The following is a 26,233-nucleotide window of genomic DNA, read 5'->3' on the forward strand; positions in this document are numbered from 1 at the left end:
AAATCACTAATTCGCGATCTATGGTCAAATTCACCTATCGATTTTGGGGAGTAGCCTGCCTAGTAATGGGTCTTGCGCATCGACATTCCGGAAAGCCGTTAAGAGCCAACCCGGTGCGCGAGGGGAATAAGTCCTTGGCCAGACCAGTTTTAAGTATTGGAAAACTGTGGACCCCTATTTAAGCGTGATTCGCCGAGTAGTTCATATTGCCCTAATTTGGGCATGTGCTGCATCCCCTACCTGGGCGCAAACGCAATCTACCAAAACCGTTTTTACTCTTGATCAGCTTATCCAGCTTGCCTTAGAAAGTAATCCGCAGGTGATGGCCGCTCGCGATCAGACCCGGGCGGTTAGTGGTCAATTGCGAAGCGCGAGAGCGATTCCAAACCCCGAGTTTGAGGTCAATACCGGTCAGCAACGTGGTACCTCGGGCGGATTAAACACCGGCAACCTCTCGCAATGGGTTGTTACTCAGCCACTCGATATGCCGTATACCCGTTTCCCACGGGTCAATGCTGCTGAGGCCAGCATGCGTGCCGCTGAAGCAAATCGGGTTGCATTTGAGGTTGAGACCATTGCGCGTGTTCGCCAAAGTTTCTATGAGCTCGTGCGCCGCGAAGCTGAATCACGCGCTGCAGATGAAGATTTGGATCTCACCAAACAAATCCGCGATCGCATGCAATTGCGCTACGACGTTGGTGAGACCGCTCGCTTTGAGTTAATTCGGGCGCAAACCGAGTTTCTCAATGCTGAGATCGTGGCCCAAGGAAGCAAACTACGGATTGAGCAAGCCCGCAGTCAATTGCGTAAAGTCGTGGGCTTTAATCTTCCTGCAAACTTTGAGATTGCAGCCAAAGTAGATTCCATCCCCAAATTACCCGAACTCAAAGTCTTATTGGATAACCTACGCAATCAGAGCCCTGAGCTAAAGCGCGCCAAGGCCGAGGTTGAAGCCAGCGAGTCACGCCTAAGTTTTGAGCAAAACTCGCGCTTACCGCAATTGGCAATTAAGGCTCAGCAATACAACGACCCGAACTTTACCGATCGCCTCTATGGTTTGGTGGTCAGTATCCCGATTTGGGATTTCCGCCAAGGCCAAATTACAGAAGCGGAGGCCAATGCCTCGAAAGCCCGTAATCAATTGAATGCTCAGATGCAAAGCCTCGAGACCCAGCTCGAGTCAGCATACAAACTCTTTGAGATCACGAGCTTTCAGGTCAAAACTTTGGACGAGCGGGTCGTACAACTTGCGGCCAGTGCTCGCAAGATTGCCGAGACCTCGTATCGCTTTGGTGAGCGTGGCATGTTGGAGTTCTTGGATGCGCAGCGGACCTTTCGGGCCGCTCGGAATGATTTAATTCGAGCCCGCTTTGAGTTGGCATCGATTGTGAATGAGATTGAACGTTTGAGTGCCTCGCCAGAATGGGTGGCCATGATTGAAGGTAAAAAATAATGAGTGCCGAACCTAAACTCACTAAAAAAATAGCTGATCAAATTCAGAAGGGGCGTGCCCTAATTCTGGAGCAAACCGTCGCCGCAATTCATGCAATACGGGATTGGCAGAAGCAAGGCTACGGCCAAATTCGCGAGTTTGCAAATCAAAAAGCCCCTGCAGTTTTACAAAAGTACGATGCCAGCCCAGCCTGGGTCAAGACCGGTTTCTTTATTCTGCCTTGGGTGGTGGTTCTTTTATTAACTCTGTATTACTTCGACGTATTTGATTCCAAGCCAACACCTCGCTTAGTACAAGACCCAAGCATTGTGTATGTGAACGATGATCTTGGTAAGTTGATCAAAAATGGGAAGGTTGAATTAGCTCCCTTCGTAGAGGAGTTACGAGTTTCTGGCCGAATTGATTTCAATGAGCGTTTCTTAGCGCGCATTGGTGCTAATGTGACCGGACGCGTATCCGAGATCTTAGGCGTGCCTGGTCAAGAGGTTCAGCAGGGGGAGGTCTTGGCAAAGATCACCTCTACTGAACTGACTCAGTCACAGCTTGCTTATTTAAAAGCACGAACCGCTAGCCAGTTAGCCGAGCAAGCCGCGAATCGCGCACGCATTCTCTATAAGGAAGATGTGATCGCATTAGCTGAGTTACAACGCCGTGAGGCTGAGGCGATGAGCGCAAAAGCCGAGTTACGTGCTGCGAACGATCAATTGCGAGTGCAGGGCATGGATCAGAAGAGTATTGATCGACTTGCTAAATCGGGTGTGATTGAGTCCATTAATAATGTCGTAGCAACGATCCCCGGTCAAATTGTAGAGCGCAAAATCAATCGTGGACAAGTTGTTCAACCAGCCGAATCACTCTTCACGATCGCAGATTTAAGTACCTTATGGGCAGTCGCTGAAGTTCCTGAGGGAAATTCGTCGTTGTTACAAAAGGGGCAAAAATCGTCGGTGATTATTCCTGCGCTGCGTAATCGGGTGATTGAAGGCGTGATCTCGCACGTCGATGCCATCGTTAACCCACAAACGCGTACCGTTGTGGTGCGGATGGACATTTCGAATCCAACAGGGCAAATACGTCCCGGTATGTTAGCTACGATGTTGATTGATAGTGAACCGGTAGAGCGCCTAGTTGTGCCAAATTCTGCGGTGATCCGGGAGGATAACCAAGATTACGTATTTGTACGAGGCGAGGACGATCAATACAAAATGGTTCCCGTCAAAGCCGGACCTGAAGGTAAAGGCATGCGCGCAATTCTTTCTGGCCTCAAAGAGGGTGACGAAATTGCGATTGAAGGCGCATTTCATTTAAATGCAGAACGCAAGCGTCAGCTTAGTGGTGGCGGCTAAGACCATTTAATATGATTGAGCGTATTGTCCGTTTTGCTCTTCAGCAACGCCTACTGGTGGTGGTGATCTCCGTTTGCTTATTCTTCGTAGGCTTATTTGCCACCAAGCGCTTATCAGTTGATGCCTTTCCGGATGTGACAAACATTCAGGTGCAAATCGCGACTGAGGCCCCTGGTAAATCACCCGAAGAAGTCGAACGTTTTGTCACGATCCCGATTGAGTTAGGCATGACCGGCTTACCCGGCCTCGTAGAGATGCGTTCGCTCAACCGTAACGGTATTTCCATTGTGACCCTGGTCTTCACTGATAAGACCAGTATCTACTTTGCCCGCCAACTTGTTCTAGAGCGTCTCATTGAGGTTGCGTCCCGTATGCCCGATGGGATCACTCCCGTCTTGGCGCCACCGACTACGGGACTCGGGGAGGTTTATCAGTACACCCTCGAGCATCCATCTGATGGTAATCGGGAGTTAACCGAAGACGAGTTACAAGAGCGCCGCACGATTCAGGATTGGGTGGTGCGGCCGATGTTGCGCTCGATTCCAGGTGTTGCTGAGATTAATACCCAAGGTGGTTTCGCTAAAGAGTATCAAGTGTTGGTTAATCCTGAGCGCTTGCGGCACTACGGTATTACCTTGCAAGATGTGTATGTGGCACTGGCTCGCAATAACGCCAATTCTGGTGGCGGCCAATTACCGACCTATGCAGAGCGGTATTTGATTCGTGGGGTTGGTCTTGTGGCAAAGCCTGAGGACATTGGCAAGATTATTCTGAAAGAAGTGAAGGGAACCCCAGTTTATGTGCGCAATGTTGCTGAGGTCATGATTGGTAATGAGATTCGGCAGGGCGCCATTATTAAAAATGGTGTTACCGAGAGTGTGGCTGGCATTATTCAGATGAACCGCGGCGCGAATGCTCGAGAGGTAGTTAATCGCATTAAGACCAAGGTCGCTGAGATTAACGAGCGTAAGTTATTGCCTGAGGGTTTGCAGATTGTGCCGTTCTATGACCGAACCGATCTGGTCAATGCAGCGATGTTCAACGTTGCCAAGGTCTTGGTTGAGGGCATCATTTTGGTGATCGTGTTGCTCTTCTTGTTCTTGGGCGATGTGCGTTCATCGATCATTGTGGTGGCCACTCTGATCTTGACCCCACTACTCACATTCTTTGTCATGAACCGCTATGGCATCTCTGCGAACTTGATGTCATTGGGTGGTCTCGCAATCGCCATTGGCATTATGGTCGACGGCTCAGTCGTGGTGGTTGAAAACACTTTTGCTAAGTTAGGCGCTCGCCTAAAAATGGGTGAGTCCCGTAACCGTATTATCTTGGAGGCCGCTACCGAAGTTGGTAAACCTGTGCTCTTTGGTGTGGGCATCATCATCTTGGTATTTATGCCTTTGCTTGCTCTCGAGGGCATGGAAGGCAAGATGTTTGCCCCGATGGCGATCACGATTGCGATTGCGCTAACGATTTCATTAATTCTCTCGTTTGTACTATCTCCCGTCCTATGCTCATACATCCTCAAAGGCGGTAGCGAGGACGACACGAAGATTGTGGCAAAGTTGCGTAAACCCTATAACTTTATGCTCGATTGGAGCTTAAAGCATCCGCGTTTAGTCGTAAAACGCGCTCTGATTGCGCTAGGCGCTAGTGTGGTTCTGTTTATCTTTTTGGGTAAATCATTTATCCCGGTGATGCAAGAGGGTTCTATCACTCCAGTGATTGTGCGCTCCGCCAATATTGCGCTCGATGAGTCGATTAAGTTGGAGTTTGAGGCTCTCAAACGAATCATGACTATTCCCGGTGTGGAAATGGCGGTATCCCGTTTAGGACGCGGTGAGTCCCCGGCCGACCCTGGTCAACCATTCGAGTCCGATCCGATCGTGACCTTGAAGCCCTTAGGCGATCGAGATCTAAGCCAAGAGGAAATTGCCAATCAAATTCGTGAGAAATTAAAGACCTTGCCCGGTGTGGAGTTGGTGATCTCTCAACCGATTGCAGCCCGTGTTGACGAAATGGTCTCGGGTGTACGTTCACAAGTAGCGATCAAGATCTTTGGCGACGATATTGAGACGCTCATCAAACTGGGCACTCAGATTAGTCAAATCTTATCGCGCATGAAGGGCAGTACTGATCTGCGGATCGAGCAAGCCTCTGGCCAAAACTACCTCAATATCAAGATCGATCGCGATGCGATTGCGCGCTACGGTATTAATGTGGCCGATGTCAATGACGTAATCGAAACCGCAATCGGTGGTAAACAGGCCTCCACGGTCTACGAGGGTGAGCGCCGCTTCCCCATGGTGTTGCGCTATCCAGCCCCTTACCGTGACAAGATCGATGCCATCGAGAACATCATCCTGCTATCGCCTAATGGCGCCCAGGTGCTCATGAAGGATCTGGCGAAGATTGAGTTACTTGATGGTCCACCGCAAATCTCGCGCGAGTCCGGTAAGCGTCGCCTCGTGATTGGTGTCAATGTGCAGGGTCGTGATTTGGGTGGTTTTGTCGATGAAGCCCAAAAGAAAATTGCCCAGGATGTGAAATTACCCGAGGGCTATACCCTGGTTTGGGGCGGTCAGTTTGAGAACATGGAGCGCGCCATGGCACGACTCATGATCATCATTCCGCTCACGATTGCCGCGATTTTCTTCTTGCTCTTTATGCTATTCCAATCGATTCGTTTGGCTGGACTCATTATTTTGGTTCTGCCGTTTGCATCGATTGGAGGTATCTTCGGCCTCTTTATTACCGGCGAGTATTTATCGGTACCAGCTGCTGTCGGATTTATCAATCTTTGGGGTATTGCGGTACTAAACGGCGTGGTGCTGATCTCCTTTATCAAACAATTGCGCGATGACGGCATGCCTTTGCATGAGGCTCTCATTGATGGGTGTGCACATCGCTTTAGACCTGTGATGATGACCGCATCGGTGGCGATGTTGGCCTTGATTCCCATGCTGTTCTCCGGCGGCCCGGGATCGGAGGTCACAAGACCTCTTGCTATTGTGGTTATTTCAGGTCTAATTACTTCAACGGGCTTAACATTATTGGTATTGCCGGTTCTATACGGTTGGTTTGAAGAGAAAAAGGTTGAAGCGTGATTGAAATAAAGGCAGTGATTCGTCCGAATAAATTACCCATGGTGCGGGCCGCACTGATGGACACCCCCGGTTTTCCTGGAATGACAGTAACAAAAGTCGAGGGTTGCAGCGCACCGAACCGAGTCGAAAAAACCACCATTAAAGATGAGTTAACCGATTACTCAGCAAAAGTTCGGATTGAGATCGTTTGCAATGATGAAGTGGCTGATACGATCATGGATCGCTTAGTCCAAGCGTGCCAGACTGGGCAGGTGGGCGATGGAATTGTCTGGAAGGTGAATGTTGAGCGTGCCTTCTTTATTGCGAAGAACTATCCAAACCCAATTAATTGAGTGCACGGCTACTAATGGCCTTGCCTTGGGAATTCACTTTCACAAGCAGCATTTGACCTACGCCAACCGACATTCCAGTATAGGCATACGTATTTACTTGGTGGGTCACCAAAATCAGCGGTAATTTGTTTGACTTGGATAGTTGCTGCCGCACAAATGCCTCTAACTCTCGGGTCTGTTTACTGCTCTCGCTCATTTCATTAAAGAAGGAACCGAGTGAACGCTCCGTTGTAACTGGACCTTTATTAAGTAACACTGCCGTATCGAGGCATCGGCACCAGGGGCTACTGAACATACGAGCCTCACTAATGCCTTGCTTACTTAACCATGCACCAATCTCTTTGGCTTGCTGACGTCCATACTCACCAAGATTGCGTTGGGTCGAGCAATCGCCAATCCGATAACCTGGGGGATCGCCGATCCCAGGGGCATCGGCATGACGCATGATGATGAGACTTGAGCCTGATTGAAGTTCAGAGAGCAGGTTGGCATTTGCCATTGGCATGAACACCAGCCACACCCAGAGTGCGACAAGGATTCGGATCAAGGCAATACCTTACCCGGGTTCATGATGTTCTTGGGGTCTAGAGCGGATTTAATAGAGCGCATCAGTTGGTGCGCCACCGATCCACGATGAGCCTCTAGGTCGGGGAGTTTGAGTTGCCCAATGCCATGCTCTGCCGAAATGGAGCCATGGTGTTTCTCGACCTGAGAATAGACCACGTCATGAATGGCTGCTTCATGAGCACGATTGAACTCGCTGGCATTAGTCCCAAGTGGCGGAGCAATGTTGTAATGCAAATTACCGTCACCCAAATGCCCAAAATTGATAATACGCACCCCAGCAAATTGATCCCGAATCAGTCGATCAGTCTCAGTGATAAAGGCATCAAGACCTGAGATTGGTAGCGAGATATCGTGTTTTAGATTGGCGCCTTCTTGCGCTTGTGCCATCGTGATGTGCTCACGCATGGTCCAAAACGATTGGGCTTGGGAGAGATTGCTCGCAATCACCGCATCACTCGCAATACCAGCTTCAAACGCAGACTCAAGAACCTGTTCCATCAAGTTACGCGCATGTTCTTCACCTTCATGATCCGATAACTCGACTAAGACCGTATAAAGAGGGTCATTGGCAAGAGGGTTTTTCATGTGGGGAAATTGCTTGGCAGTGAGGTCCAAGGAGTCCTTTGACATCATTTCAAAGCCAGTGAGTAGGGCGGCAGTACGTTTCTGAAAAAGACTTAGCAACTCAATCGTCGCCGGAATATTTGGGACAGCTACTAAAGCAGTCCATTGGGTCACTGGCAAGGGATATAGCTTCATCACCGCGGCGGTAATGATGCCAAGACACCCCTCGGAACCAATATATAAATCACGCAGATCAAATCCGGTGTTGTCCTTGCGTAAGCTCCGCAGACCATGCAGGATCTCACCTTGGGCAGTGACTACTTCGAGGCCTAAACACAGTTCGCGGGCATTGCCATAGCGTAGCACATTAGTACCACCCGCATTGGTGGCCAGATTGCCACCAATTTGACAGCTTCCCTGAGCGCCAAGACTGAGCGGAAACAAAAATCCCTGTGTCTTGGCAGCCTCTTGTAAGGTTTGCAAAATGCAACCTGACTCGACCACCATGGTTTGGTTACTGGGATTAATTTCACGGATCGTATTCATCCGCTTGAGATTCAGAACGATTTGCTGGCCCGAGTCATTGGGGGTTGCCGCTCCGCACATGCTGGTATTGCCGCCTTGCGGAACAATGGAAATCGACGCTTGATCGCACGCTTTGACGATCTTGGCAACCTCTTCGGTTGTTTTGGGAAGTAAAACAGCGAGTGCTTTGCCGTGATAGCGATTGCGCCAATCACTTAGATAGGGCGCTTGATCATTGGGGTCGACCAATACATAAGCATTTCCAACAATCGACTGACAATGTGAAATGAATTCGGAGTGATTCATGGAATGATTCTAGTGCTTTGCTTCATCAGCCGCTTTTGCCTTAGCCGCCGCCTTAATGGGTTTGAGATACATCAGTAAGGTAATAAAAACCGTTACCGATAGGATGAGTTCCAGGATGGCCATCCACATATTCCAACCGGGTTCGGTAATCCGGGTTAAGGCTTCGGTGGTGTAAATCAGGATCGCCATGCTGCTCCATTGCATGGTGTAAACATTCGCGCGCCATACCCCTGGCAACATGATGATTAAAGGCACTGCCTTTAGCACCAACCATGAGCCCCCGGGACGCAGCGGTGAAATGATCCATTCCCAAGCAACGCACAACACAATTAAATCAACAATTGCGGCACTGGCAATCAGCACATACTTATCTTTTTTCAGTAATCCACTCAGCATGATTTATTTGCCACCTTGAAGACGTAAAGCGACTTCAGCCAAACGCTTACCTTGGGCAATGGCTAAGCGAGATTCATCTGCACTAATCGGGGCGCTACCATCAGCGTGGGCAAGGTGCGATACACCATACGGTGTTCCACCACTCGTGGTGTTCATGAGTTCGGGATTGCTATAGGGTAGACCAAGCAACACCATGCCATGGTGAAAAAGAGGAATCATCATGGAGAGAAGAGTGGTCTCCTGGCCGCCATGCAAACTACCGGTACTGGTAAATACACAGGCGGGCTTCCCTTGCAGTGCGCCGCTTAACCATTGTGATGTACTGCCGTCCAAAAAATACTTGAGCGGCGCAGCCATATTGCCAAAGCGGGTCGGTGATCCCAGTGCTAGACCAATGCATTCCTCCAAATCAGAGTACTCGACATACGGAGGCCCATCCTTCGGTACGGGCGGTTCGCTAGCTTCACAAACGGTTGACACTGCAGGCACCGTTCGCAGACGTGCGCCAACTCCGGGCACGCTCTCAATTCCTTGGCCAATCAGTCGAGCGAGCTGCTCGGTCGCGCCGTAGCGGGAGTAGTACAACACTAGGATCTCGGATGAACGCATAACGGCACTTTCTATGGAATTTCAGTCAGATCCCCTATGATACGGTCATGCCATTATCTTTTCCGATCGAGCGTTGGTTGCCCCTAGGCAAAGAGCTCTGGGATCGCAATCAACATTTACGCTTGAGCCAGGTGTCGGCTAGTTTGGCCTTCACCACGATTTTGTCCTTGGTACCGATGCTCACCATTGGGTCGATCTTGCTGAGCCAATTCCCGGCCGTGATTAATCTACGTAATGCTTTTCAGACCTGGCTATTAAAAAACTATTTCCCAGGCGGCATCAGCCAACAAGTATTTAGTTACTTTAACCAGTTCTCTGCCAAAGCCAAGGGATTAACGATTGTGGGCTCGCTTGGGCTAGTGATTACGACGATTTTGACCATGGTGGTCATTGAGCGTGCCTTTAATGAGATCTGGAAGGTTAAAGAGCGTCGACCCTTTCTAAAAAAGCTCATCATCTATTTGGCAGCAACCGTGATCGGCCCCATCCTCTTAGGTCTGGGAATTTATCTCAGCGGTATATTGTTAGGTTCTGCTAGTGGCTGGTTCCCCACCTTATCGGCAGGATTTAAATTCATCAGCACGATTATTCCTAGCGTATTGGCGCTCATCGTTTTTGCTCTGGCCTACCGAATCCTGCCTTATGCCCCAGTGACCTGGCGTGATGCATTTGTGGGGGCTGCTTTTGTGGCCGTTGCTTATGAGATCACCAAGTTTGGTTTTGCCTATTTCGTGACCCAAGCGGCCTTTTATAAAACCGTTTATGGAACCTTTGCGATCGTGCCCCTCATGTTGATTTGGATCTATATCACCTGGTGGCTTACCCTTGCCGGTGCTGTGATTGTGGCGAACTTGCCAACCATTCGGCAAAACCGTCAGCGGGAACAGGCGCCTGCCTAATGCCATAATGATGGTATGTCTGGAAATACGTTAGGTCTTCTATTTACTGTAACCACCTTTGGTGAGTCGCACGGTCCTGCAATTGGTGCGGTGGTGGATGGTTGTCCCCCAGGAATGGAACTATCGGTCGATGATATTCAGGTGGATCTGGATCGTCGCAAGCCAGGTACCTCGCGCCATGTAACCCAACGCAAAGAAGAGGACAAGGTCGAGATTTTGTCTGGCGTCTTTGAAGGCAAAACCACGGGTACCCCCATTTGTTTGTTGATTCGCAATACCGATCAACGCAGCCAAGATTACAGCGAGATCCTACAAACCTTTCGGCCAGGTCACGCTGATTACACCTATCACTATAAATATGGCTTTCGAGACCCGCGCGGTGGCGGGCGCTCCTCAGCACGTTTAACCGCCCCCGTGGTTGCAGCCGCAGCAATCGCAAAAAAATGGTTGCGGGAACACTACGGTACTCAAATCGTGGCACATATGAGCCAACTGGGTGAAATTGCCATTCCATTCGAAGATGCAAAAGAAATTGCTCGCAATCCATTCTTTGCCCCGAATGCCAGCATCATTCCGAAGCTCGAAGAGTATATGGATCAACTCCGTAAAGCCGGGGATTCGTGTGGAGCCAAAATTGAAGTTGTGGCTCACCAAGTACCCATTGGTTTGGGCGAGCCGCTTTTTGATAAGTTAGACGCCGATATTGCCCATGTGATGATGGGTATAAATGCCGTTAAGGGCGTGGAGATTGGCGAAGGATTTGGGGTGGTGGCCCAAAAGGGGAGTGCACACGGTGACGAGATGCATCCGGATGGCTTTGCTAGTAATAATGCCGGTGGTGTTCTGGGTGGTATTAGTACTGGGCAAGATATTCGTGTATCAATTGCGATCAAGCCAACCTCAAGCATCATGAGTCCCAAAGAGACCATTGACTTGCACGGTAAGCCCGCAACGATTCAGACCAAAGGGCGTCATGATCCCTGCGTCGGAATTCGTGCTGCGCCAATTGCTGAAGCGATGTTGGCATTGGTGCTAATGGATCATGCTTTGCGTCATCGTGCTCAATGCGGCGATGTCGCGGTGAGTCCTCCCGCAATTGCTGCCTCTCGTAGCACCTAAGAATTCATGACAGCGTCTTCGCGTTGGGCCTTCGGGGCCTTTTTCTTTTTGTACTTCGCCTACATTGGCCTCATGTCGCCGTATGCAAGCTTGTACTTCTCAGAGTTGGGTTTTGGTGCTCTTGAGATCGCCGCGTTGATGTCGATGTTGCAGGTGACCCGTATCTTGGGGCCGTTCTCTTGGGGTTGGCTATCGGATTATTTATCCAACCGGGTGGGCATCATGCGCTTTTGCGGAGTCCTGGCGGTTCTGTGTTTCTTGATCATTTTCTATTTGGAGCAGTACATCCCATTTTTAATCTGGATGTTTATTCTGCACACTATTCTCAGTAGCATGGTGCCCTTAGGGGAGGCGGCGACTGTACACGCCTTATTTAAAGATAACTCGTTTGACCATCGCTATGGACGGCTGCGCCTATGGGGATCGATTGGCTTTATTGCCATGGTTTTGCTCGCTGGTGAAGTATTTCAATGGTGGGGTATCGAAGTCTTCCCTTGGTTAGGCTTAGGTGTATTAATTGCACTGGCGATCGACACCTTTTTAATTCGAGAGCCTAAGATTGAGCGTCGCCCCTTGGTGCGCGGGGAGCTTCGTACGGTATTGCGGCGGGTAGAGGTGCGCTGGTTTTTAGTCTCCGCATTTGCCATGATCTTTGGCCATGCTGCACTCTATGTGTTTTATTCCCTTTACCTTGCAGATCTAGGTTACAGCAAATCCGAGATCGGGTTTTTCTGGACATTGGGAGTGACCGCAGAAGTCATCTTCTTTTATTTTCAAAGTAAGGTCATGTCGCGATACTCACCAACGAGTGTGTTGCAAGCAACATTCATGATTGCGGTGATCCGCTTTGTATTAATCGGCTACTTTGCCAGTACTAGTCTATTAATCTTAGCGCAGCTAATGCACGCCGCGACCTTTGCAGCACACCATAGCGCAAGTACCAAATTAATTCAGGGTTGGTTCAGCGGTCCCTTGCAAGCGCGCGGTCAGGCACTCTTTACGACGGTTGCTTATGGTTTTGGAGGAACCTTGGGTGGCTTATGCGCAGGCTGGATTTGGGATCATTGGGGCCCCAATCAAGTGTTTGGTATGGCAGCGGTGGCGTGCGCCTTGGCCGGTGTTGCGATTGCGCAGGTTAAAACCAAACAAACTGCTTTACATTCCTGAGTAATTCGGACCACCGCCTCCTTCAGGGGTGACCCATACAATATTCTGGGTAGGATCTTTGATGTCACAGGTTTTGCAATGCACGCAGTTTTGGGCATTGATTTGGAGCTTGGGCTTACCTTCCACCTCGATGTATTCGTAAACACCGGCTGGGCAGTAGCGTTGCTCAGGGCCCGCATAGATATCTAAGTTAATGGCCACCGGCACACTTTCATCCTTGAGGGTTAAGTGAGCTGGTTGATTCTCCTCATGATTGGTATTGGAGATAAATACCGAGGAGAGTCGATCAAAAGTAATTTTGCCATCGGGTTTTGGATATTCAATCACCTGATGTAAGCGCGCCGGTTCAAGATATTCGTAGTCGGCTTTTTTCTGATGAATAGTCCATGGCACATTTCCACCAAACACTTTTTGTTCAATACCAACCATGAGGGTGCCGAGATATAAACCTTTAGACATCCATGCTTTAAAGTTACGCGCCTGCTTGAGTTCGGTATACAGCCAACTATTTTTAAAGGCACTGGGGTAAGCGCTCAAAATATCATTGGCCCGATTTTCAGAGAGCGCAGACATGGCTGCCTGGGCCGCTAACATGCCGGATTTAATCGCTGCATGACTGCCTTTAATGCGGGATGCGTTGAGGTAGCCCGCATCGCAGCCAATCAGGGCGCCGCCAGGGAACACCGTTTGCGGCAAACTATTTAAGCCGCCAGCGGTAATGGCACGTGCACCATAGGCCAAGCGCTTACCACCCTCGAACGTCGGACGAATCGCAGGATGCAATTTATAGCGTTGGAACTCATCAAAGGGACTGAGATAAGGGTTGCGGTAGGAGAGGCCAACCACCATGCCGACGGCCACCTTGTTTTCACCAAAGTGATACAAAAAAGATCCGCCATAGGTCTGACGATCTAAGGGCCATCCTGCCGTATGAATCACTAAACCCGGGCGATGGTTCTGGGGCGTTACTTCCCAGAGTTCTTTAATGCCAATACCGTAACTCTGTGGATCGGATTGGCGATCGAGTTGGTATTTAGTGATCAGTTGTCTGCCGAGATGACCGCGTGAGCCTTCAGCAAATAAGGTGTACTTGGCTCGCAATTCCATGCCAAGCTGAAACTGTTCTGAGATCTGCCCATCTTTATGAATTCCTAAATTACCGGTAGCGACTCCGCAAACCGCACCCTGGGAATTAAACAAAATTTCTGCCGCAGCAAACCCTGGAAAAATATCAACGCCCAGTTGCTCCGCTTGGCCACCGAGCCAGCGCGTGAAATTACTTAAACTCAAAATGTAATTACCGTGGTTGTTAAAGCACTCTGGTAGCAAAAGATGGGGTACCGTGAACGAGCTCGATTCGGTCAAAAAGATGAATTCATCTTTACTAACTGGTGTCTCGAGCGGAGCCCCCAGTGCTTGCCAATCAGGAAATAATTCTTTGAGGGCGCGTGGATCCATGATGGCGCCCGACAAAATATGAGCGCCGACCTCAGAACCCTTTTCTAATACGCAAACGGAGATCTCACGACCCTCGCGCTGGGCAATTTGTTTGGCGTGGATTGCTGCCGATAGCCCAGCGGGGCCACCCCCGACGATCACGAGGTCATAGTCCATGGCCTCGCGCGGGCCGTATTGAGCAAGTAATTCCTCGGTATTCATCACTCTAGTTTAGTGCTTTTAAGCCATGAATCGGTCATGCAGAGCGGTTATCATTTAGGTGATATCCGGTATTGATTAAAGAACGTGAAAGAAAGTTAGGCGAATGAACAAGATATTTCCCAATGCCCGCGCTGCTCTTGAGGACATTATGAAAGATGGGCAAACCATCGCGGTTGGCGGTTTTGGTTTGTGTGGCATTCCAGAGGCACTGATTGCTGCGGTTAAAGACTTGGGTACCAAAAATCTCACAGCAATATCTAATAATGCTGGAGTAGATGATTTTGGCTTGGGGATTTTGCTGGCGACTCGGCAGATCAAAAAAATGATTGCCTCTTATGTTGGAGAAAACAAAGAGTTTGAGCGTCAATATTTAGCTGGTGAACTCGAATTGGAATTTACCCCTCAAGGTACGTTAGCAGAGAAGTTGCGTGCAGGCGGCTGCGGTATCCCAGCGTTTTATACCAAGACCGGCGTTGGAACGATTGTGGCTGAAGGTAAGGATGAGCGTGAATTTGATGGAGAAAAGTACATCCTAGAGCGCTCATTGGTTGCCGATGTCTCGCTCGTTAAAGCATGGAAAGCGGATAAAGCAGGTAACTTGCTTTATCGCTTAACAGCACGCAACTTTAATCCAGTTGTCGCGATGGCAGGAAAGATCACTGTGGTGGAAGTCGAAGAGATCGTGGAAAACGGAGATCTCATTCCAGATCAAATTCATACCCCTGGTATTTATGCCCATCGGATTGTGCTCAACCCTCAACCGGAAAAACGGATTGAGCAACGCACGCTATCTAAATAAGCATTTATTTGAAAAGATTACACAGAGGAAATTGCAATGCCTTGGAATCGTGATGAAATGGCAGCCCGTGCTGCAAAAGAGTTAAAAGATGGTTACTACGTCAATTTAGGTATTGGCATGCCCACCTTGGTGGCAAACCATGTTCCCGCTGGGATGGAGGTTTGGTTGCAGTCTGAGAATGGCTTGTTGGGGATTGGACCATTTCCCACCGAAGCACAAGTGGATGCCGATATGATTAATGCCGGCAAGCAAACCGTGACCACTTTGCCAGGATCAGCCATTTTTTCATCGGCGGACTCCTTTGGAATGATTCGGGGTGGCAAGATCAATATTGCGATCTTGGGCGCAATGCAGGTCAGCGAGCATGGCGATTTAGCCAACTGGATGATCCCTGGAAAAATGGTGAAGGGCATGGGTGGTGCCATGGACTTGGTTGCCGGCGTGAAACATGTCGTGGTGCTGATGGAGCACGTGGCCAAGAAAAAAGACGGTACCGAAGAAATCAAAATTCTGCCCAAGTGCACCTTGCCATTAACCGGATTAGGTGTGATTGATCGCATCATCACCGATTTGGGTGTGCTCGACATCACACCCAAAGGATTGAAGTTGGTGGAATTAGCGCCTGGTGTAACCAAAGAAGAGATTCAGGCGAAGACCGGCGCCCCTATTGATACTAGTGCGGTTCATTGAATAGCGCCCCATTACATGCTCATAAACGTGGGGATGCAAGCCATGCCCACGCGGTAGCTGATCGAAAGCAATCCTTTTTGTGGATTGCTATGCTTTTTACACTTGGATTTGCATGCGTTGAGTTCTTTGCTGGTCTAATTTCAGGTTCCTTAGCACTGATGTCCGATGCCGGACATATGGTGACTGACTCTGCTGCACTGGGTCTTGCTATTCTGGCGCAATACATTGCCAGACGTCCGCCATCTGCCAAGCATTCCTTTGGATTTGGTCGTGCTGAAGCACTTGCAGCTTTTGTGAACAGCTTGGTGATGGTTGGTCTAGTCATATGGATTGTGATTGAGGCCGTGAGTCGCATTCAGGATCCGCACCCAGTGGCTGGGATGACCGTGACGATTGTGGCTGCTCTGGGTCTTGCTGTAAATCTGATCGTTGCTTGGGTGCTGTCACGCGATCAAAAGAGCGTCAATACCCGCGCCGCACTGGTGCATGTGATGGGCGATCTCTTGGGATCGATTGCTGCTTTGGTATCTGGGGTCGTGATTCAGCTCACAGGGTGGATGCCGATTGATCCCATCTTATCGATCTTTGTAGCGCTCTTGATCCTAAAATCCACCGTTGCCATTCTCAAAGAGTCGTATCACTTCTTGATGGAGGGTGTGCCGCTGCATATTGACTATGTAAAGGTCGGTGAAGACTTATCCCGTATTGAAGGGGTTATGGCAATTCATGATCTGCATGTATGGGAGATGAGCCCTGGTCACCCTGCATTAATCGCCCATGTGGAGATCAAACAATTCAAGCAATGGCCGCGGATCCTCGCAAACTTGACCACCATGTTGCGAGAGTCATACGGTATTGACCACATTACGCTACAACCGGAAGAAGCTGGCAAACAAGAACTTGAATCGCCTCCAGTCAGCGTTGAGCAGGCGCGTCATACCGCTTTACTCAATCGTGACCATCATGGCCACACGGATTATGTGCAATGTACGAGTCCGGCCGGAACCCATCGGATGGCGTTTCATACTTGGGGGGATCCACAAAATCCGAGCGTGCTGTATTGCGTCCATGGCCTATCGCGCCGGGGTAGTGATTTTCGGGCAATGGCTGAGGCCTTGTGCAATCGCCATTTTGTGGTTTGCCCAGACATCGTTGGGCGAGGAGATTCTGACTACTTAAGTAATCCGATGTTCTACACAGTCCCTCAATATGTGACTGATATGACCGCCCTAAGCGCCAAATTGAAAGTTCAAACGGCCAATTGGTTTGGAACCTCGATGGGCGGCTTAATTGGCATGGTGTATGCAGCTATTCCTGGTAATGGCGTTAAGCGACTATTACTCAATGATGTCGGACCACGAATCGAGCCGGCCGCATTGATTCGGTTGGCGAGTTATGTTGGTAAACCGTTTTCTTATGTCAATCGTGATGTAGCGATGGATAAACTCAAATCGATTTGCGCTCCCTTCGGAAAACACACAGATGCCGAATGGGAGCTTCTCAATGGACCGATGCTGATTCATAAAGATCAGCAGTGGGTCTTGCACTATGACCCAGCCATCTCGGTGCCATTTGCCTCAGTGACGCCGGCCCTAGCTCAAGCTGGTGAGCTAGCGATGTGGCAAAGTTTTCAGCAAATCGAATGCCCCATTTTGATTGTGCGGGGTGCGGATTCGGATTTACTTTCTCGGCAAACGGTCGATGAGATGTGCCAATTAAATCCGCATGCAAAGAGTATTGAGATCCCGAATACCGGACATGCCCCGGCCTTTATCAAAAAAGAGCAAATTGACATTGCGCGCCAATTCTTTCTATAGTGGCTTATCCGCTAATCAGGATTGATTGCTGTGAGTCCAAACGAGTCAGTATTGCCGCTGTCGACAAATCTCATCCAAGCGCCAGAGGGCGACGCCTGGTTTGGTGAGCCTGAGGAAGCTCACTCTCATGCTGTCGCAGAGATTTTGCAAACGCTACGTCTGGATGAGGCAAGCATCATTGCTGCGCATCATTTACACAGCACCTTAGGCAAAGAAGCTCTAGTCAAGCAACTCGGACAAGATGCCGCCACATTATTGATTGGTTACCGAGGTCTGCGTCAGGCTCAAGCAAAGCTCACTAAGCACGACGGAAAGTTGCGGGTAGCAGGCCAAGAAGAGATCTTGCGCAAAATGCTGTTGGCATTCGGTAACGATCTACGCGTGGTACTTATTTATTTAGCATCACGCTTACAGACCCTGCGATGGATTGCAAAGCATCGCATCAAAGTAAACACGTCTTGGGCTCAAGAGATTTTAGATATCGATGCAAGCTTAGCTAATCGCCTGGGTATCTGGCAAATGAAGTGGGAGATGGAGGATCTGGCGTTTCGGGTTGTTGCGTCTGATACCTATAAAGAAATTGCGGGCCTATTGGATGCCAAACGCGTAGAGCGTGAGCAATTCATTGCCGATGTTATCAAGCGCCTCAATCACGAGCTATCGCTTGCCCAGATTACAGCTGATGTCCAAGGAAGACCCAAGCACATCTACAGCATTTGGAAAAAAATGCAGGGCAAATCATTGGAGTTTGCCAATCTCTATGATGTGCGGGCATTTCGGGTGTTGGTTAATGATGTCAAGGCCTGTTATGCGACTCTGGGCTTAGTGCACAACATTTGGCAACCGGTGCCAAAAGAGTTTGATGACTATATTGCTAGGCCCAAACCAAACGGTTATCAATCCCTGCATACTGTTGTGATTGATGAGAATGGGATTGCATTTGAAATTCAGATTCGCACGCAAGAAATGCATCGTCAGGCGGAGTATGGCTTAGCAGCACATTGGCGCTATAAGGAGGGCGCGTATGCCGCGCAAGCAAAAGATCTCGGAACCCATAGTGCCGCAGTAGCTTATGAGCGCCAAATTGCCTGGGCGCGGCAATTAATCTCATGGAAAGAGGATGCCTGGGAGCAGCTCAAGCATCATGAGATTGATGATCATATTTATGTGCTCACTCCATTAGGAAAAGTGATCGCTTTGGAGAAGGGTTCATCACCGATCGACTTTGCCTATGCAGTGCATACCGATCTTGGCCATCGCTGTCGTGGTGCTCGGATTGATGGAGCTATGGTGCCGCTCGATACCCCCTTACTCAATGGCCAGACCGTAGAAATCATTTCGGTGAAGCAAGGTGGGCCCTCACGAGATTGGCTCAACCCCGAGCGTGGCTATTTGCGTTCGCAGCGTGCGCGGGCGCGGGTGCGTGCGTGGTTCAATGCACTTGATGATGAGGCGAGTCAAGCTCCGAGTAAGGTAAGTGATAGCAAGCTCGATAAGAGTGCTGATAAGTCACTTGATAAGAAGGAAGAGATTCAGATTCGCACGCGCGCGAGTGCAGCCAATCAGCGCGGAGATGTATTGGTTGTGGGAGTGGATTCTTTACTGACGCAATTGGCCAAATGCTGTCGACCGGTTCCCCCCGATCCAATCGCTGGATTTGTGACCCAAGGCCGTGGGGTATCGATTCATCGACGCAGTTGCAGAACTTTTCGAGGGCTCCTAGAGCGCGCACCAGAGCGTGTGATCCAAACGGCGTGGAGTGCCAAGTTAGATCCAGAGCAGGGCAGTAATAAAGAACGAGTTTTCCCTGCCGATTTATCAATCATTGCTCTTGATCGACCTGAGCTGATGCGGGAACTCTTTGAGATTACTTCCAAGATTGGCGTCCATGTGATTGATCTCAAAAAATCGGTTCGCAAAGGCGTGGCGCATATTCAATTAACCGTTGAAATCTCGAATGCGGAGGCACTCCGTTTAGTACAAACGGGGCTTGAGGGATTGCGCGGCGTCACCGAAGTACGCCGGCGGTGATAAACTCTTGATAAATATAGGCTCGTAGCTCAGCTGGTTAGAGCACCACCTTGACATGGTGGGGGTCGTTGGTTCGAGTCCAATCGAGCCTACCAACGAAACAGATCGGATGCGCGTTGTGTTCATGGTGTTTGGGACGAACGCGCATTCTCTTTTATGCATGGAGTGTGTATGGTTGCGGTTACTCTTCCTGATGGTTCGAAGCGCGAGTTTGCTGCGCCGGTGACCATTGCTGAAGTTGCGCAATCGATTGGGAGCGGTTTAGCCAAAGCTGCGCTCGCCGGCTCTGTGGATGGCCGTCTAGTGGACCTGAGTCACACGATCGACCATGATGTGCACTTGGCCATCATTACCGATAAAAACCCCGAAGGCTTGGACATCATTCGTCATTCCACTGCCCATCTACTTGCATATGCTGTTAAAGAATTGTTCCCCGATGCGCAGGTCACGATTGGCCCAGTCATTGAGAACGGTTTCTATTACGACTTTTCGTATCACCGACCTTTCACTCCAGATGATCTCGCTGCGCTTGAGAAAAAAATGCTGGAGTTAGCCAAGAAGGATGAGCCAGTCGTTCGTCAAGTGATGCCCCGAGATCAAGCGGTTGAGTTCTTCAAAAAGCAAGGCGAAATTTATAAAGCCGAGATCATTGCGAGCATTCCGCAAAATGAAGAGGTCTCGCTTTACACCGAGGGCAAATTTACCGACCTCTGCCGCGGCCCTCACGTGCCCTCGACTGGAAAACTCAAGGTATTCAAACTCATGAAGCTCGCCGGTGCATATTGGCGCGGTGATAGCAAGAATGAGATGTTGCAACGGATTTATGGCACCGCTTGGACCAAGAAGGAAGATCAAGACGCCTACTTACATATGTTGGAAGAGGCTGAGAAGCGCGATCATCGCCGCCTAGGCAAACAGCTTGATTTATTTCATTTCCAGGATGAGGCGCCAGGCCTCGTGTTCTGGCACCCCAAAGGTTGGGCCATTTGGCAAGAGGTGGAGCAGTACATGCGCCGCGTTTATCAGAACGAGGGTTATCAAGAGGTCAAGGCTCCACAAATTCTGGATCGCGGTCTTTGGGAAAAATCAGGTCACTGGGACAACTACAAAGAGAACATGTTCACGACCGAGTCGGAAAACCGGGCCTATGCATTAAAGCCCATGAACTGCCCAGGCCATGTGCAAATCTTTAATTCAGGCTTGCATAGTTATCGTGAGTTACCGCTGCGCTTTGGTGAGTTTGGACAATGCCATCGCAATGAACCCTCAGGCGCACTTCACGGATTGATGCGGGTACGCGGATTTACCCAAGACGATGGTCACATTTTTTGTACCGAAGATCAGATTCAGGCAGAAGTTGCCGCATTTGACCAAGCAGTTCGAGCGGTCTATCGCGATTTTGGCTTTACAGAAGTGGCTGTGAAATTAGCCCTGCGTCCTGGTAAGCGCGTAGGGGATGATGCCATTTGGGATAAAGCCGAGGCTGCGCTAAGAGGGGCTCTCAAAGCCTCCGGTCAAACCTGGGAAGAGCTGCCTGGTGAGGGTGCTTTCTACGGGCCCAAGATTGAGTACCACCTCAAGGATTCGATTGGGCGTTCTTGGCAGTGCGGCACGATGCAGGTCGACTTTTCTATGCCAGCCCGCCTAGGGGCTGAGTATGTAGCCGAAGATAATAGCCGTAAGGTCCCAGTCATGCTGCACCGAGCGATAGTGGGCTCCTTGGAGCGTTTTATCGGGATTTTGATAGAAAATCATGCCGGCGCCATGCCGGTTTGGCTCGCTCCAACCCAGGCAATTGTGTTGAATATTTCTGAAAATTCGGCCGAATATGCCCAAAAAATCCAGCAAATGCTGAAAAAACAAGGGTTTAGGGTGGAATCTGATTTGCGAAATGAGAAAATTACGTATAAAATACGCGAGCACGCATTACAAAAACTGCCTTATTTGCTTGTCGTTGGCGATAAAGAGCGTGAAAGTAATACGGTGGCCGTTCGTGCCCGTGGCGGAATTGATTTAGGGGTTATGCCCGTAGATGCCTTCGTCACCCGACTCCAGCAGGATATTGCCCAGAAAGTCGGACCCGAGCCTAGCTAGGGGGTGTGATGGCTTTTGATTGTTTTTGAGAGAGGAATTAGAAGATCGCTACTGAAAAATTGCAACGCATCAATCAGGAAATTACTGCCCCTGTAGTGCGTTTGATCGGATCCGACGGCAATGTGGTCGGTGTAGTTAAGTTGAACGAAGCCTTACGGTTAGCTGAGGAAGAAGATACCGACTTAGTCGAGATTGCTCCGAATGCTGATCCACCTGTAGTCCGAGTGATGGACTTTGGTAAGTTCAAATACCAAGAAGCCAAGCGTCAGCACGAAGCTAAGCTGAAGCAAAAGGTGATTCAGGTAAAGGAAGTGAAATTCCGGCCTGGTACCGATGATGGTGATTATGGTGTGAAGCTACGGAATCTGATTCGCTTTTTAGAAGACGGCGATAAAACAAAAATTACGCTTCGGTTTCGGGGTCGCGAAATGGCCCATCAAGAAATCGGTGCAAAGATGTTGGATCGACTGAAGGTGGATTTAGAGCCTTATGGTCAAGTCGAGCAGTTTCCCAAGATGGAAGGCCGACAAATGGTGATGGTCTTAGCGCCCGCCAAGAAGAAGTAAGAGTTTGTAGTTGCAGTAGGTAGTACTAAGTAGCGAATCATCGGTACAGGAAGAGCAGCCGTCGGTTGCCACCGTAATCGCACAGAGAAGAAAAGGGAGCAGTCATGCCCAAAATGAAGACCAAAAGTGGCGCAGCCAAGCGCTTCAAGGTCCGCGCGAGCGGATCGATCAAGCGAGGACAGGCGTTTAAGCGTCACATCCTCACCAAGAAAACCACCAAGAACAAGCGTCAGTTGCGGGGTTCCGCTCCGGTCGCGAAATCGGATGTTAAGTCGATTCGCGCCATGATGCCTTACGCATAAATCTTAGGAGAGCACAATGCCAAGAGTAAAACGTGGGGTTACAGCGAGAGCCCGTCATAAGAAAGTCACCGATGCCGCAACCGGCTATCGTGGACGTCGTAAAAACGTATTCCGAATCGCTAAAGAAGCGGTTATGCGCGCTGGGCAATACGCCTATCGCGATCGTCGTAACAAGAAGCGCGTATTCCGTGCTTTATGGATTGCCAGGATCAACGCTGCTGTGCGTGAACACGATATGACCTATAGCGTATTCATGAATGGCATGAAGAAAGCGTCGATCGAACTCGATCGTAAAGTTCTATCGGATATGGCTGTGTTTGACAAGGACGCGTTTGCTGCCTTGGTCACACGTGTCAAATCAGCCGTAGCACACGCTTAAGTTCCTGCAGCCATGGTTTCTCTCGACCAACTTGTCGAGGATGCCAAACGCGATTTCTCCAAAGCCAGCGACTCTGCTGCTTTGGAGGATGCAAAAGCTCGGTATCTCGGTAAATCAGGACTTTTAACTGAGCGCTTAAAGGCGCTCGGTGGAATGTCGCCTGAAGAGCGCAAAAGCGCAGGCGCGGAGATTAACCGAGCCAAAACAGCCGTTGAGGACGCCTTAAACGCCCGTCGTCAAGCCTTAGCTGATCAAGTATTACAAGCCCGACTTGCCGCCGAAGCAATTGATGTCTCATTGCCAGGTCGTGGGCAGACGTTCGGTAGTTTGCATCCTGTGATGCGAACCTGGGAACGAGTTGAAACCATCTTTCATTCGATTGGTTTTGATGTCGCCGATGGCCCAGAGATTGAAACCGATTGGTTTAATTTCACGGCCCTCAATAGCCCTGAGAATCACCCTGCACGTTCCATGCAAGACACCTTTTATGTTGACGGCAAGGATGCGCAAGGCAAACCGCTTTTGCTCAGAACGCATACCAGTCCGATTCAAGTGCGTTATGCAAGTGAGCACGTAAAGCGTTATGGTCAAGACAATATGCCGCCAATCAAAGTGATTGCGCCGGGCCGCACCTACCGCGTCGATAGTGACGCAACTCATTCACCCATGTTCCATCAGGTGGAGGGTTTATGGATTGCGAAGGATGTTTCCTTTGCTGATCTCAAAGGCGTTTACACCGATTTCTTGCGGACCTTTTTTGAAACCGATGCCTTGCAAGTACGCTTTCGGCCATCGTATTTTCCATTTACCGAGCCCTCAGCTGAGATTGATATGGCCTTTGCGAGCGGTAAATTAGCGGGTCGATGGTTGGAGATTTCGGGGGCGGGCCAAGTTCATCCCAATGTATTGCGTAATATGGGCATCGATCCTGAGCGGTATATGGGCTTTGCCTTTGGATCGGGGCTCGAGCGTCTAACTATGTTACGTTATGGTATCGACGATCTGCGTCTTTTCTTTGATAACGATCTGCGCTTTCTTGCGCAATTTCCGGCCTAGTTCCCATCATGCAATTTTCTGAATCCTGGTTACGCCAGTTCGTTAATCCACCCATTGATAGTGAGGCACTGTCGCATGCTCTGACTATGGCCGGTCTTGAGGTTGAGGAGCGACGCTCACTAGCACCGCCATTCACTAAGATCGTGGTTGCTGAAATTATTTCAGCAGAACAGCACCCCGATGCTGATCGCTTACGGGTATGCCGCGTGAATGCAGGACCCGATCATCCCAACTTGCAAATTGTGTGTGGCGCACCGAATGCACGTGCTGGCATCAAAATTCCCTGCGCCTTGGTTGGGGCTGAGTTGCCGCCGAGTGAAGTTGGTGGAAAACCATTTCAGATCAAGGTTGGCAAGTTACGTGGTGTGGAAAGTAATGGCATGTTATGTTCGGGACGCGAGTTGGGTCTCGGCGAAGATCATGCCGGGATTTTGGAGCTGCCCAGTGATGCGCCGATCGGGCAAGATCTGCGAACCTATTTGCACCTAGATGATCAACTCTTTACGATCAAATTAACTCCCAATAAGGCCGACTGTTTATCCATCATCGGGATTGCGAGAGAAGTTGCTGCGATTACAGGCGCTGCTCTTTGTGTTCCAAAGCGCGAGTCACTTGCGTCAACAATTAACGACCGTGTGTCGGTCAAAATAATGGATTCAGATCTATGCGGTCGCTTTGCCGGTCGCGTGATCCGTGGAGTGAACGTCAGGGTAGAGACGCCAGCTTGGATTAAAGACCGCCTAGCGAGCGCGGGTCAGCGTAGTATTTCGCCATTGGTAGATATCTCCAATTATGTGATGCTCGAGATCGGTCAGCCTAATCACATATTCGATCTTGATCAACTCAAGGATCCGATTGAAGTCCGCTGGGGTAAGCCCGGCGAGTCATTGAAGTTGCTCAATGATCAAACCGTGGAAGCGCATTTAGAAGGACTACGCGTTGGAGTGGTTGCGGATCAAGAAGGCCCCATCAGTCTTGCTGGCATCATGGGCGGGGATCGTACCGCAGTGAGTGATGCAACTCAGAACATTTATGTTGAGGCAGCCTTTTGGTGGCCTGCTGCAATAGCAGGTCGCGCCCGACGCTATCACTTTACAACCGATGCGGGGCACCGCTTTGAGCGGGGTGTTGATCCACAATTAACCATTTCTGCATTGGACTACCTTAGTCAGCTCATTGTGGAGATCTGTGGCGGTCAATTGGGGCCGATCGATGATCAAATTACACAATTGCCAGAACGCAAAGCAGTAGCGATGCGCCTCGAGCGAGCTCAACGTGTGATTGGTATTCCATTAAGCATCGAGCAAGTGAGTGATGTATTCAAACGCTTGGGTCTCGAGTTCACTGTTTCAGGGCAGGGCGAGGCTAGTGTATTTACTGTTAAGGCCCCAAGTTATCGCTTTGATCTCGATATCGAGGAAGATCTCATCGAAGAAGTAGCGCGTTTATATGGATTCGAGAACATTCCCGATTCTCCACCAAAAGCCGAGCTGAAGATGAGTGCCCCGCAGGAGCGCCAACGACCGGTGCACGCGTTGCGCCATCGCTTAGCACATGAGGGTTATCAAGAGGTCTTGAACTTTGGATTTATTGATCCCCAATCCGAACTGCAGATGGGACAGAACAGTCCTATCACCGTACTCAATCCGATAGCGAGCCAGTATGGTGTGATGCGCAGCAATTTATGGGGCGGCCTCTTACAGAACCTGCGCAGCAATCTGAATCGCGGTGCCGGACGGGTTCGTATTTTTGAGATCGGTCGAGTATTTACTAGGGATGCGAGTCAACCAGAGGCTCCTGGCATCGTCGCAGGTTTTATCCAAACCAAACAAGTGGGCGGCTTGGCCTATGGTTATGTAAACCCTGAGCAATGGGCATCGCCCAATCGTTTGGTGGATTTCTTTGATGTGAAGGGTGATCTGCAGCGCTTACTAAGCCCATTACAGATCGAGACCAAAGCTGACAAAGAAACCCATCCCGCTTTGCATCCGGGCCGCAGCGCCCATATTTATTTGGGCGATCATGTAATTGGTTGGATTGGTGAGTTGCATCCAGCTTTACAGCAAACCTATGAGCTGAGTTCGGCCCCAGTATTGTTTTCTCTTAATTGGGATTCAATTTGTGATGTGGGCTTACCAGCACCGACGGAGATTAGTAAGTTTCCTGCAGTGCAACGTGATCTGGCTGTTGTGGTAGATCAATCAGTTCCAGCGCAGTCCTTACTTGATGTGATGCTGGCACAACGCCAACCATTCGTTCACAAAATCGAGCTCTTTGATGAGTTTCGTCCTCAAAAAGAGAGCAGCTCGATGGCGCTTCATGAGAAAAGCCTTGCGTTTCGGATCACCTTAGTGAATGATCAAGATACACTGCAAGATAAAGAAGTGGAAACCTGCATGACCGCCTTATTGGACGCCTTAAAAAATCACTGCAAAGCGCGATTGCGCTAG

The 26,233-nt window shown here is 49.8% G+C and carries 22 protein-coding genes and 1 tRNA gene; 18 read left to right on the top strand and 5 right to left on the bottom strand.

Translation table 11 applies throughout. The features are described from left to right. The first annotated feature begins 184 nt into the window (after window positions 1–184). Genes QUE62_RS03815 through QUE62_RS03830 form a run of 4 tightly spaced genes read left to right on the top strand, consistent with a single transcriptional unit; the run spans window position 185 to window position 6,238 of the window. Window positions 185–1,453 (top strand): TolC family protein, encoded by a 1,269-nt coding sequence (locus tag QUE62_RS03815; RefSeq protein ID WP_286262373.1) that lies wholly within the window; start codon window positions 185–187, stop codon window positions 1,451–1,453. Beyond that, window positions 1,453–2,799, top strand: a complete 1,347-nt coding sequence (locus tag QUE62_RS03820) for an efflux RND transporter periplasmic adaptor subunit (RefSeq protein ID WP_286262375.1) — start codon at window positions 1,453–1,455, stop codon at window positions 2,797–2,799. The genes QUE62_RS03815 and QUE62_RS03820 overlap by 1 nt, the downstream gene beginning before the upstream one ends. A gap of 11 nt (window positions 2,800–2,810) precedes the next feature. Beyond that, window positions 2,811–5,906 carry an efflux RND transporter permease subunit gene (locus QUE62_RS03825; RefSeq protein WP_286262377.1) on the top strand — a complete coding sequence of 1,032 codons (3,096 nt, stop codon included), beginning with the start codon at window positions 2,811–2,813 and terminating at the stop codon, window positions 5,904–5,906. Beyond that, on the top strand, window positions 5,903–6,238 hold the full coding sequence (locus tag QUE62_RS03830) for a P-II family nitrogen regulator (protein WP_286262379.1): 336 nt from the start codon (window positions 5,903–5,905) through the stop codon (window positions 6,236–6,238). The genes QUE62_RS03825 and QUE62_RS03830 overlap by 4 nt, the downstream gene beginning before the upstream one ends. Here the strand turns inward: QUE62_RS03830 and QUE62_RS03835 are convergent. The 4 genes from QUE62_RS03835 to wrbA are packed head-to-tail and all read right to left on the bottom strand — an operon-like array spanning window position 6,231 to window position 9,205. Beyond that, a complete protein-coding gene (locus QUE62_RS03835) occupies window positions 6,231–6,743 on the bottom strand; it encodes a histidine phosphatase family protein (protein ID WP_286262380.1) in 513 nt (170 codons plus the stop codon). The genes QUE62_RS03830 and QUE62_RS03835 overlap by 8 nt on opposite strands. A 38-nt stretch (window positions 6,744–6,781) precedes the next feature. Continuing rightward, window positions 6,782–8,200 (bottom strand): FAD-binding oxidoreductase, encoded by a 1,419-nt coding sequence (locus QUE62_RS03840; RefSeq protein ID WP_286262382.1) that lies wholly within the window; start codon window positions 8,198–8,200, stop codon window positions 6,782–6,784. 9 nt (window positions 8,201–8,209) lie between these two features. Next, window positions 8,210–8,596, bottom strand: a complete 387-nt coding sequence (locus QUE62_RS03845; protein ID WP_286262384.1) for a DUF2069 domain-containing protein — start codon at window positions 8,594–8,596, stop codon at window positions 8,210–8,212. A 3-nt stretch (window positions 8,597–8,599) separates the two neighbouring features. Next, on the bottom strand, window positions 8,600–9,205 hold the full coding sequence (gene wrbA / locus QUE62_RS03850; protein WP_286262386.1) for an NAD(P)H:quinone oxidoreductase: 606 nt from the start codon (window positions 9,203–9,205) through the stop codon (window positions 8,600–8,602). Between the two features lie 47 nt (window positions 9,206–9,252). Here wrbA and QUE62_RS03855 point away from each other — a divergent pair, with 47 nt between their 5' ends. Genes QUE62_RS03855 through QUE62_RS03865 form a run of 3 tightly spaced genes read left to right on the top strand, consistent with a single transcriptional unit; the run spans window position 9,253 to window position 12,390 of the window. Next, window positions 9,253–10,104 (top strand): YihY family inner membrane protein, encoded by an 852-nt coding sequence (locus QUE62_RS03855; protein ID WP_286224524.1) that lies wholly within the window; start codon window positions 9,253–9,255, stop codon window positions 10,102–10,104. Window positions 10,105–10,119: 15 nt separating this feature from the next. Then, on the top strand, window positions 10,120–11,223 hold the full coding sequence (gene aroC, locus QUE62_RS03860; protein ID WP_286224525.1) for a chorismate synthase: 1,104 nt from the start codon (window positions 10,120–10,122) through the stop codon (window positions 11,221–11,223). A 6-nt stretch (window positions 11,224–11,229) separates the two neighbouring features. Then, a complete protein-coding gene (locus QUE62_RS03865; protein ID WP_286262388.1) occupies window positions 11,230–12,390 on the top strand; it encodes an MFS transporter in 1,161 nt (386 codons plus the stop codon). Here the strand turns inward: QUE62_RS03865 and QUE62_RS03870 are convergent. Then, window positions 12,379–14,049, bottom strand: coding sequence for an electron transfer flavoprotein-ubiquinone oxidoreductase (locus QUE62_RS03870; RefSeq protein ID WP_286262389.1), 1,671 nt, complete (start codon window positions 14,047–14,049; stop codon window positions 12,379–12,381). The genes QUE62_RS03865 and QUE62_RS03870 overlap by 12 nt on opposite strands. Before the next feature lie 103 nt (window positions 14,050–14,152). Here QUE62_RS03870 and QUE62_RS03875 point away from each other — a divergent pair, with 103 nt between their 5' ends. The 11 genes from QUE62_RS03875 (at window position 14,153) to pheT (ending at window position 26,233) form a co-directional block, all read left to right on the top strand. Beyond that, complete coding sequence (locus QUE62_RS03875; protein ID WP_286224528.1) at window positions 14,153–14,848, top strand: CoA transferase subunit A; 696 nt, start codon at window positions 14,153–14,155, stop codon at window positions 14,846–14,848. A gap of 36 nt (window positions 14,849–14,884) precedes the next feature. Further along, window positions 14,885–15,538, top strand: coding sequence for a CoA transferase subunit B (locus QUE62_RS03880; RefSeq protein WP_108508268.1), 654 nt, complete (start codon window positions 14,885–14,887; stop codon window positions 15,536–15,538). Then, a complete protein-coding gene (locus QUE62_RS03885; protein WP_286262391.1) occupies window positions 15,535–17,355 on the top strand; it encodes an alpha/beta fold hydrolase in 1,821 nt (606 codons plus the stop codon). Before QUE62_RS03880 ends, QUE62_RS03885 begins: the two co-directional genes overlap by 4 nt. 30 nt (window positions 17,356–17,385) lie before the next feature. Beyond that, on the top strand, window positions 17,386–19,386 hold the full coding sequence (locus QUE62_RS03890) for a RelA/SpoT family protein (RefSeq protein ID WP_286262393.1): 2,001 nt from the start codon (window positions 17,386–17,388) through the stop codon (window positions 19,384–19,386). An 18-nt stretch (window positions 19,387–19,404) separates the two neighbouring features. Then, window positions 19,405–19,481 (top strand) — tRNA-Val (locus QUE62_RS03895). Between the two features lie 76 nt (window positions 19,482–19,557). Beyond that, window positions 19,558–21,480: a threonine--tRNA ligase gene (gene thrS, locus QUE62_RS03900; RefSeq protein ID WP_286262395.1), complete on the top strand. Its 1,923-nt coding sequence runs from the start codon at window positions 19,558–19,560 to the stop codon at window positions 21,478–21,480. A gap of 44 nt (window positions 21,481–21,524) precedes the next feature. Further along, a complete protein-coding gene (gene infC, locus QUE62_RS03905; protein WP_215372542.1) occupies window positions 21,525–22,046 on the top strand; it encodes a translation initiation factor IF-3 in 522 nt (173 codons plus the stop codon). A 104-nt stretch (window positions 22,047–22,150) separates the two neighbouring features. Further along, window positions 22,151–22,348 carry a 50S ribosomal protein L35 gene (gene rpmI, locus QUE62_RS03910; RefSeq protein ID WP_108508271.1) on the top strand — a complete coding sequence of 66 codons (198 nt, stop codon included), beginning with the start codon at window positions 22,151–22,153 and terminating at the stop codon, window positions 22,346–22,348. 16 nt (window positions 22,349–22,364) lie between these two features. Next, window positions 22,365–22,727, top strand: a complete 363-nt coding sequence (gene rplT, locus QUE62_RS03915) for a 50S ribosomal protein L20 (protein ID WP_108508272.1) — start codon at window positions 22,365–22,367, stop codon at window positions 22,725–22,727. Between the two features lie 12 nt (window positions 22,728–22,739). Then, the gene (pheS, locus tag QUE62_RS03920; RefSeq protein WP_286262397.1) at window positions 22,740–23,783 is read left to right on the top strand and encodes a phenylalanine--tRNA ligase subunit alpha; all 1,044 of its coding nucleotides are present in this window, start codon (window positions 22,740–22,742) and stop codon (window positions 23,781–23,783) included. 8 nt (window positions 23,784–23,791) lie between these two features. Beyond that, window positions 23,792–26,233 carry a phenylalanine--tRNA ligase subunit beta gene (pheT, locus tag QUE62_RS03925; RefSeq protein ID WP_286262398.1) on the top strand — a complete coding sequence of 814 codons (2,442 nt, stop codon included), beginning with the start codon at window positions 23,792–23,794 and terminating at the stop codon, window positions 26,231–26,233.

Origin of the sequence: Polynucleobacter sp. HIN9 (genome assembly GCF_030297635.1) — a bacterium.
Taxonomy (GTDB): Bacteria; Pseudomonadota; Gammaproteobacteria; order Burkholderiales; family Burkholderiaceae; genus Polynucleobacter.

What these genes read in the sequence shown, in the direction of transcription:
- QUE62_RS03840 (WP_286262382.1), bottom strand. Translation starts at nt 8,200, where the DNA reads ATGAATCACTCCGAATTCATTTCACATTGTCAGTCGATTGTTGGAAAT.
- thrS (WP_286262395.1), top strand. Translation starts at nt 19,558, where the DNA reads ATGGTTGCGGTTACTCTTCCTGATGGTTCGAAGCGCGAGTTTGCTGCG.
- QUE62_RS03820 (WP_286262375.1), top strand. Translation starts at nt 1,453, where the DNA reads ATGAGTGCCGAACCTAAACTCACTAAAAAAATAGCTGATCAAATTCAG.
- aroC (WP_286224525.1), top strand. Translation starts at nt 10,120, where the DNA reads ATGTCTGGAAATACGTTAGGTCTTCTATTTACTGTAACCACCTTTGGT.
- wrbA (WP_286262386.1), bottom strand. Translation starts at nt 9,205, where the DNA reads ATGCGTTCATCCGAGATCCTAGTGTTGTACTACTCCCGCTACGGCGCG.
- rpmI (WP_108508271.1), top strand. Translation starts at nt 22,151, where the DNA reads ATGCCCAAAATGAAGACCAAAAGTGGCGCAGCCAAGCGCTTCAAGGTC.
- QUE62_RS03875 (WP_286224528.1), top strand. Translation starts at nt 14,153, where the DNA reads ATGAACAAGATATTTCCCAATGCCCGCGCTGCTCTTGAGGACATTATG.
- QUE62_RS03855 (WP_286224524.1), top strand. Translation starts at nt 9,253, where the DNA reads ATGCCATTATCTTTTCCGATCGAGCGTTGGTTGCCCCTAGGCAAAGAG.
- QUE62_RS03825 (WP_286262377.1), top strand. Translation starts at nt 2,811, where the DNA reads ATGATTGAGCGTATTGTCCGTTTTGCTCTTCAGCAACGCCTACTGGTG.
- rplT (WP_108508272.1), top strand. Translation starts at nt 22,365, where the DNA reads ATGCCAAGAGTAAAACGTGGGGTTACAGCGAGAGCCCGTCATAAGAAA.
- pheS (WP_286262397.1), top strand. Translation starts at nt 22,740, where the DNA reads ATGGTTTCTCTCGACCAACTTGTCGAGGATGCCAAACGCGATTTCTCC.
- QUE62_RS03870 (WP_286262389.1), bottom strand. Translation starts at nt 14,049, where the DNA reads ATGAATACCGAGGAATTACTTGCTCAATACGGCCCGCGCGAGGCCATG.
- QUE62_RS03880 (WP_108508268.1), top strand. Translation starts at nt 14,885, where the DNA reads ATGCCTTGGAATCGTGATGAAATGGCAGCCCGTGCTGCAAAAGAGTTA.
- QUE62_RS03845 (WP_286262384.1), bottom strand. Translation starts at nt 8,596, where the DNA reads ATGCTGAGTGGATTACTGAAAAAAGATAAGTATGTGCTGATTGCCAGT.
- pheT (WP_286262398.1), top strand. Translation starts at nt 23,792, where the DNA reads ATGCAATTTTCTGAATCCTGGTTACGCCAGTTCGTTAATCCACCCATT.
- QUE62_RS03865 (WP_286262388.1), top strand. Translation starts at nt 11,230, where the DNA reads ATGACAGCGTCTTCGCGTTGGGCCTTCGGGGCCTTTTTCTTTTTGTAC.
- QUE62_RS03835 (WP_286262380.1), bottom strand. Translation starts at nt 6,743, where the DNA reads ATGCCAATGGCAAATGCCAACCTGCTCTCTGAACTTCAATCAGGCTCA.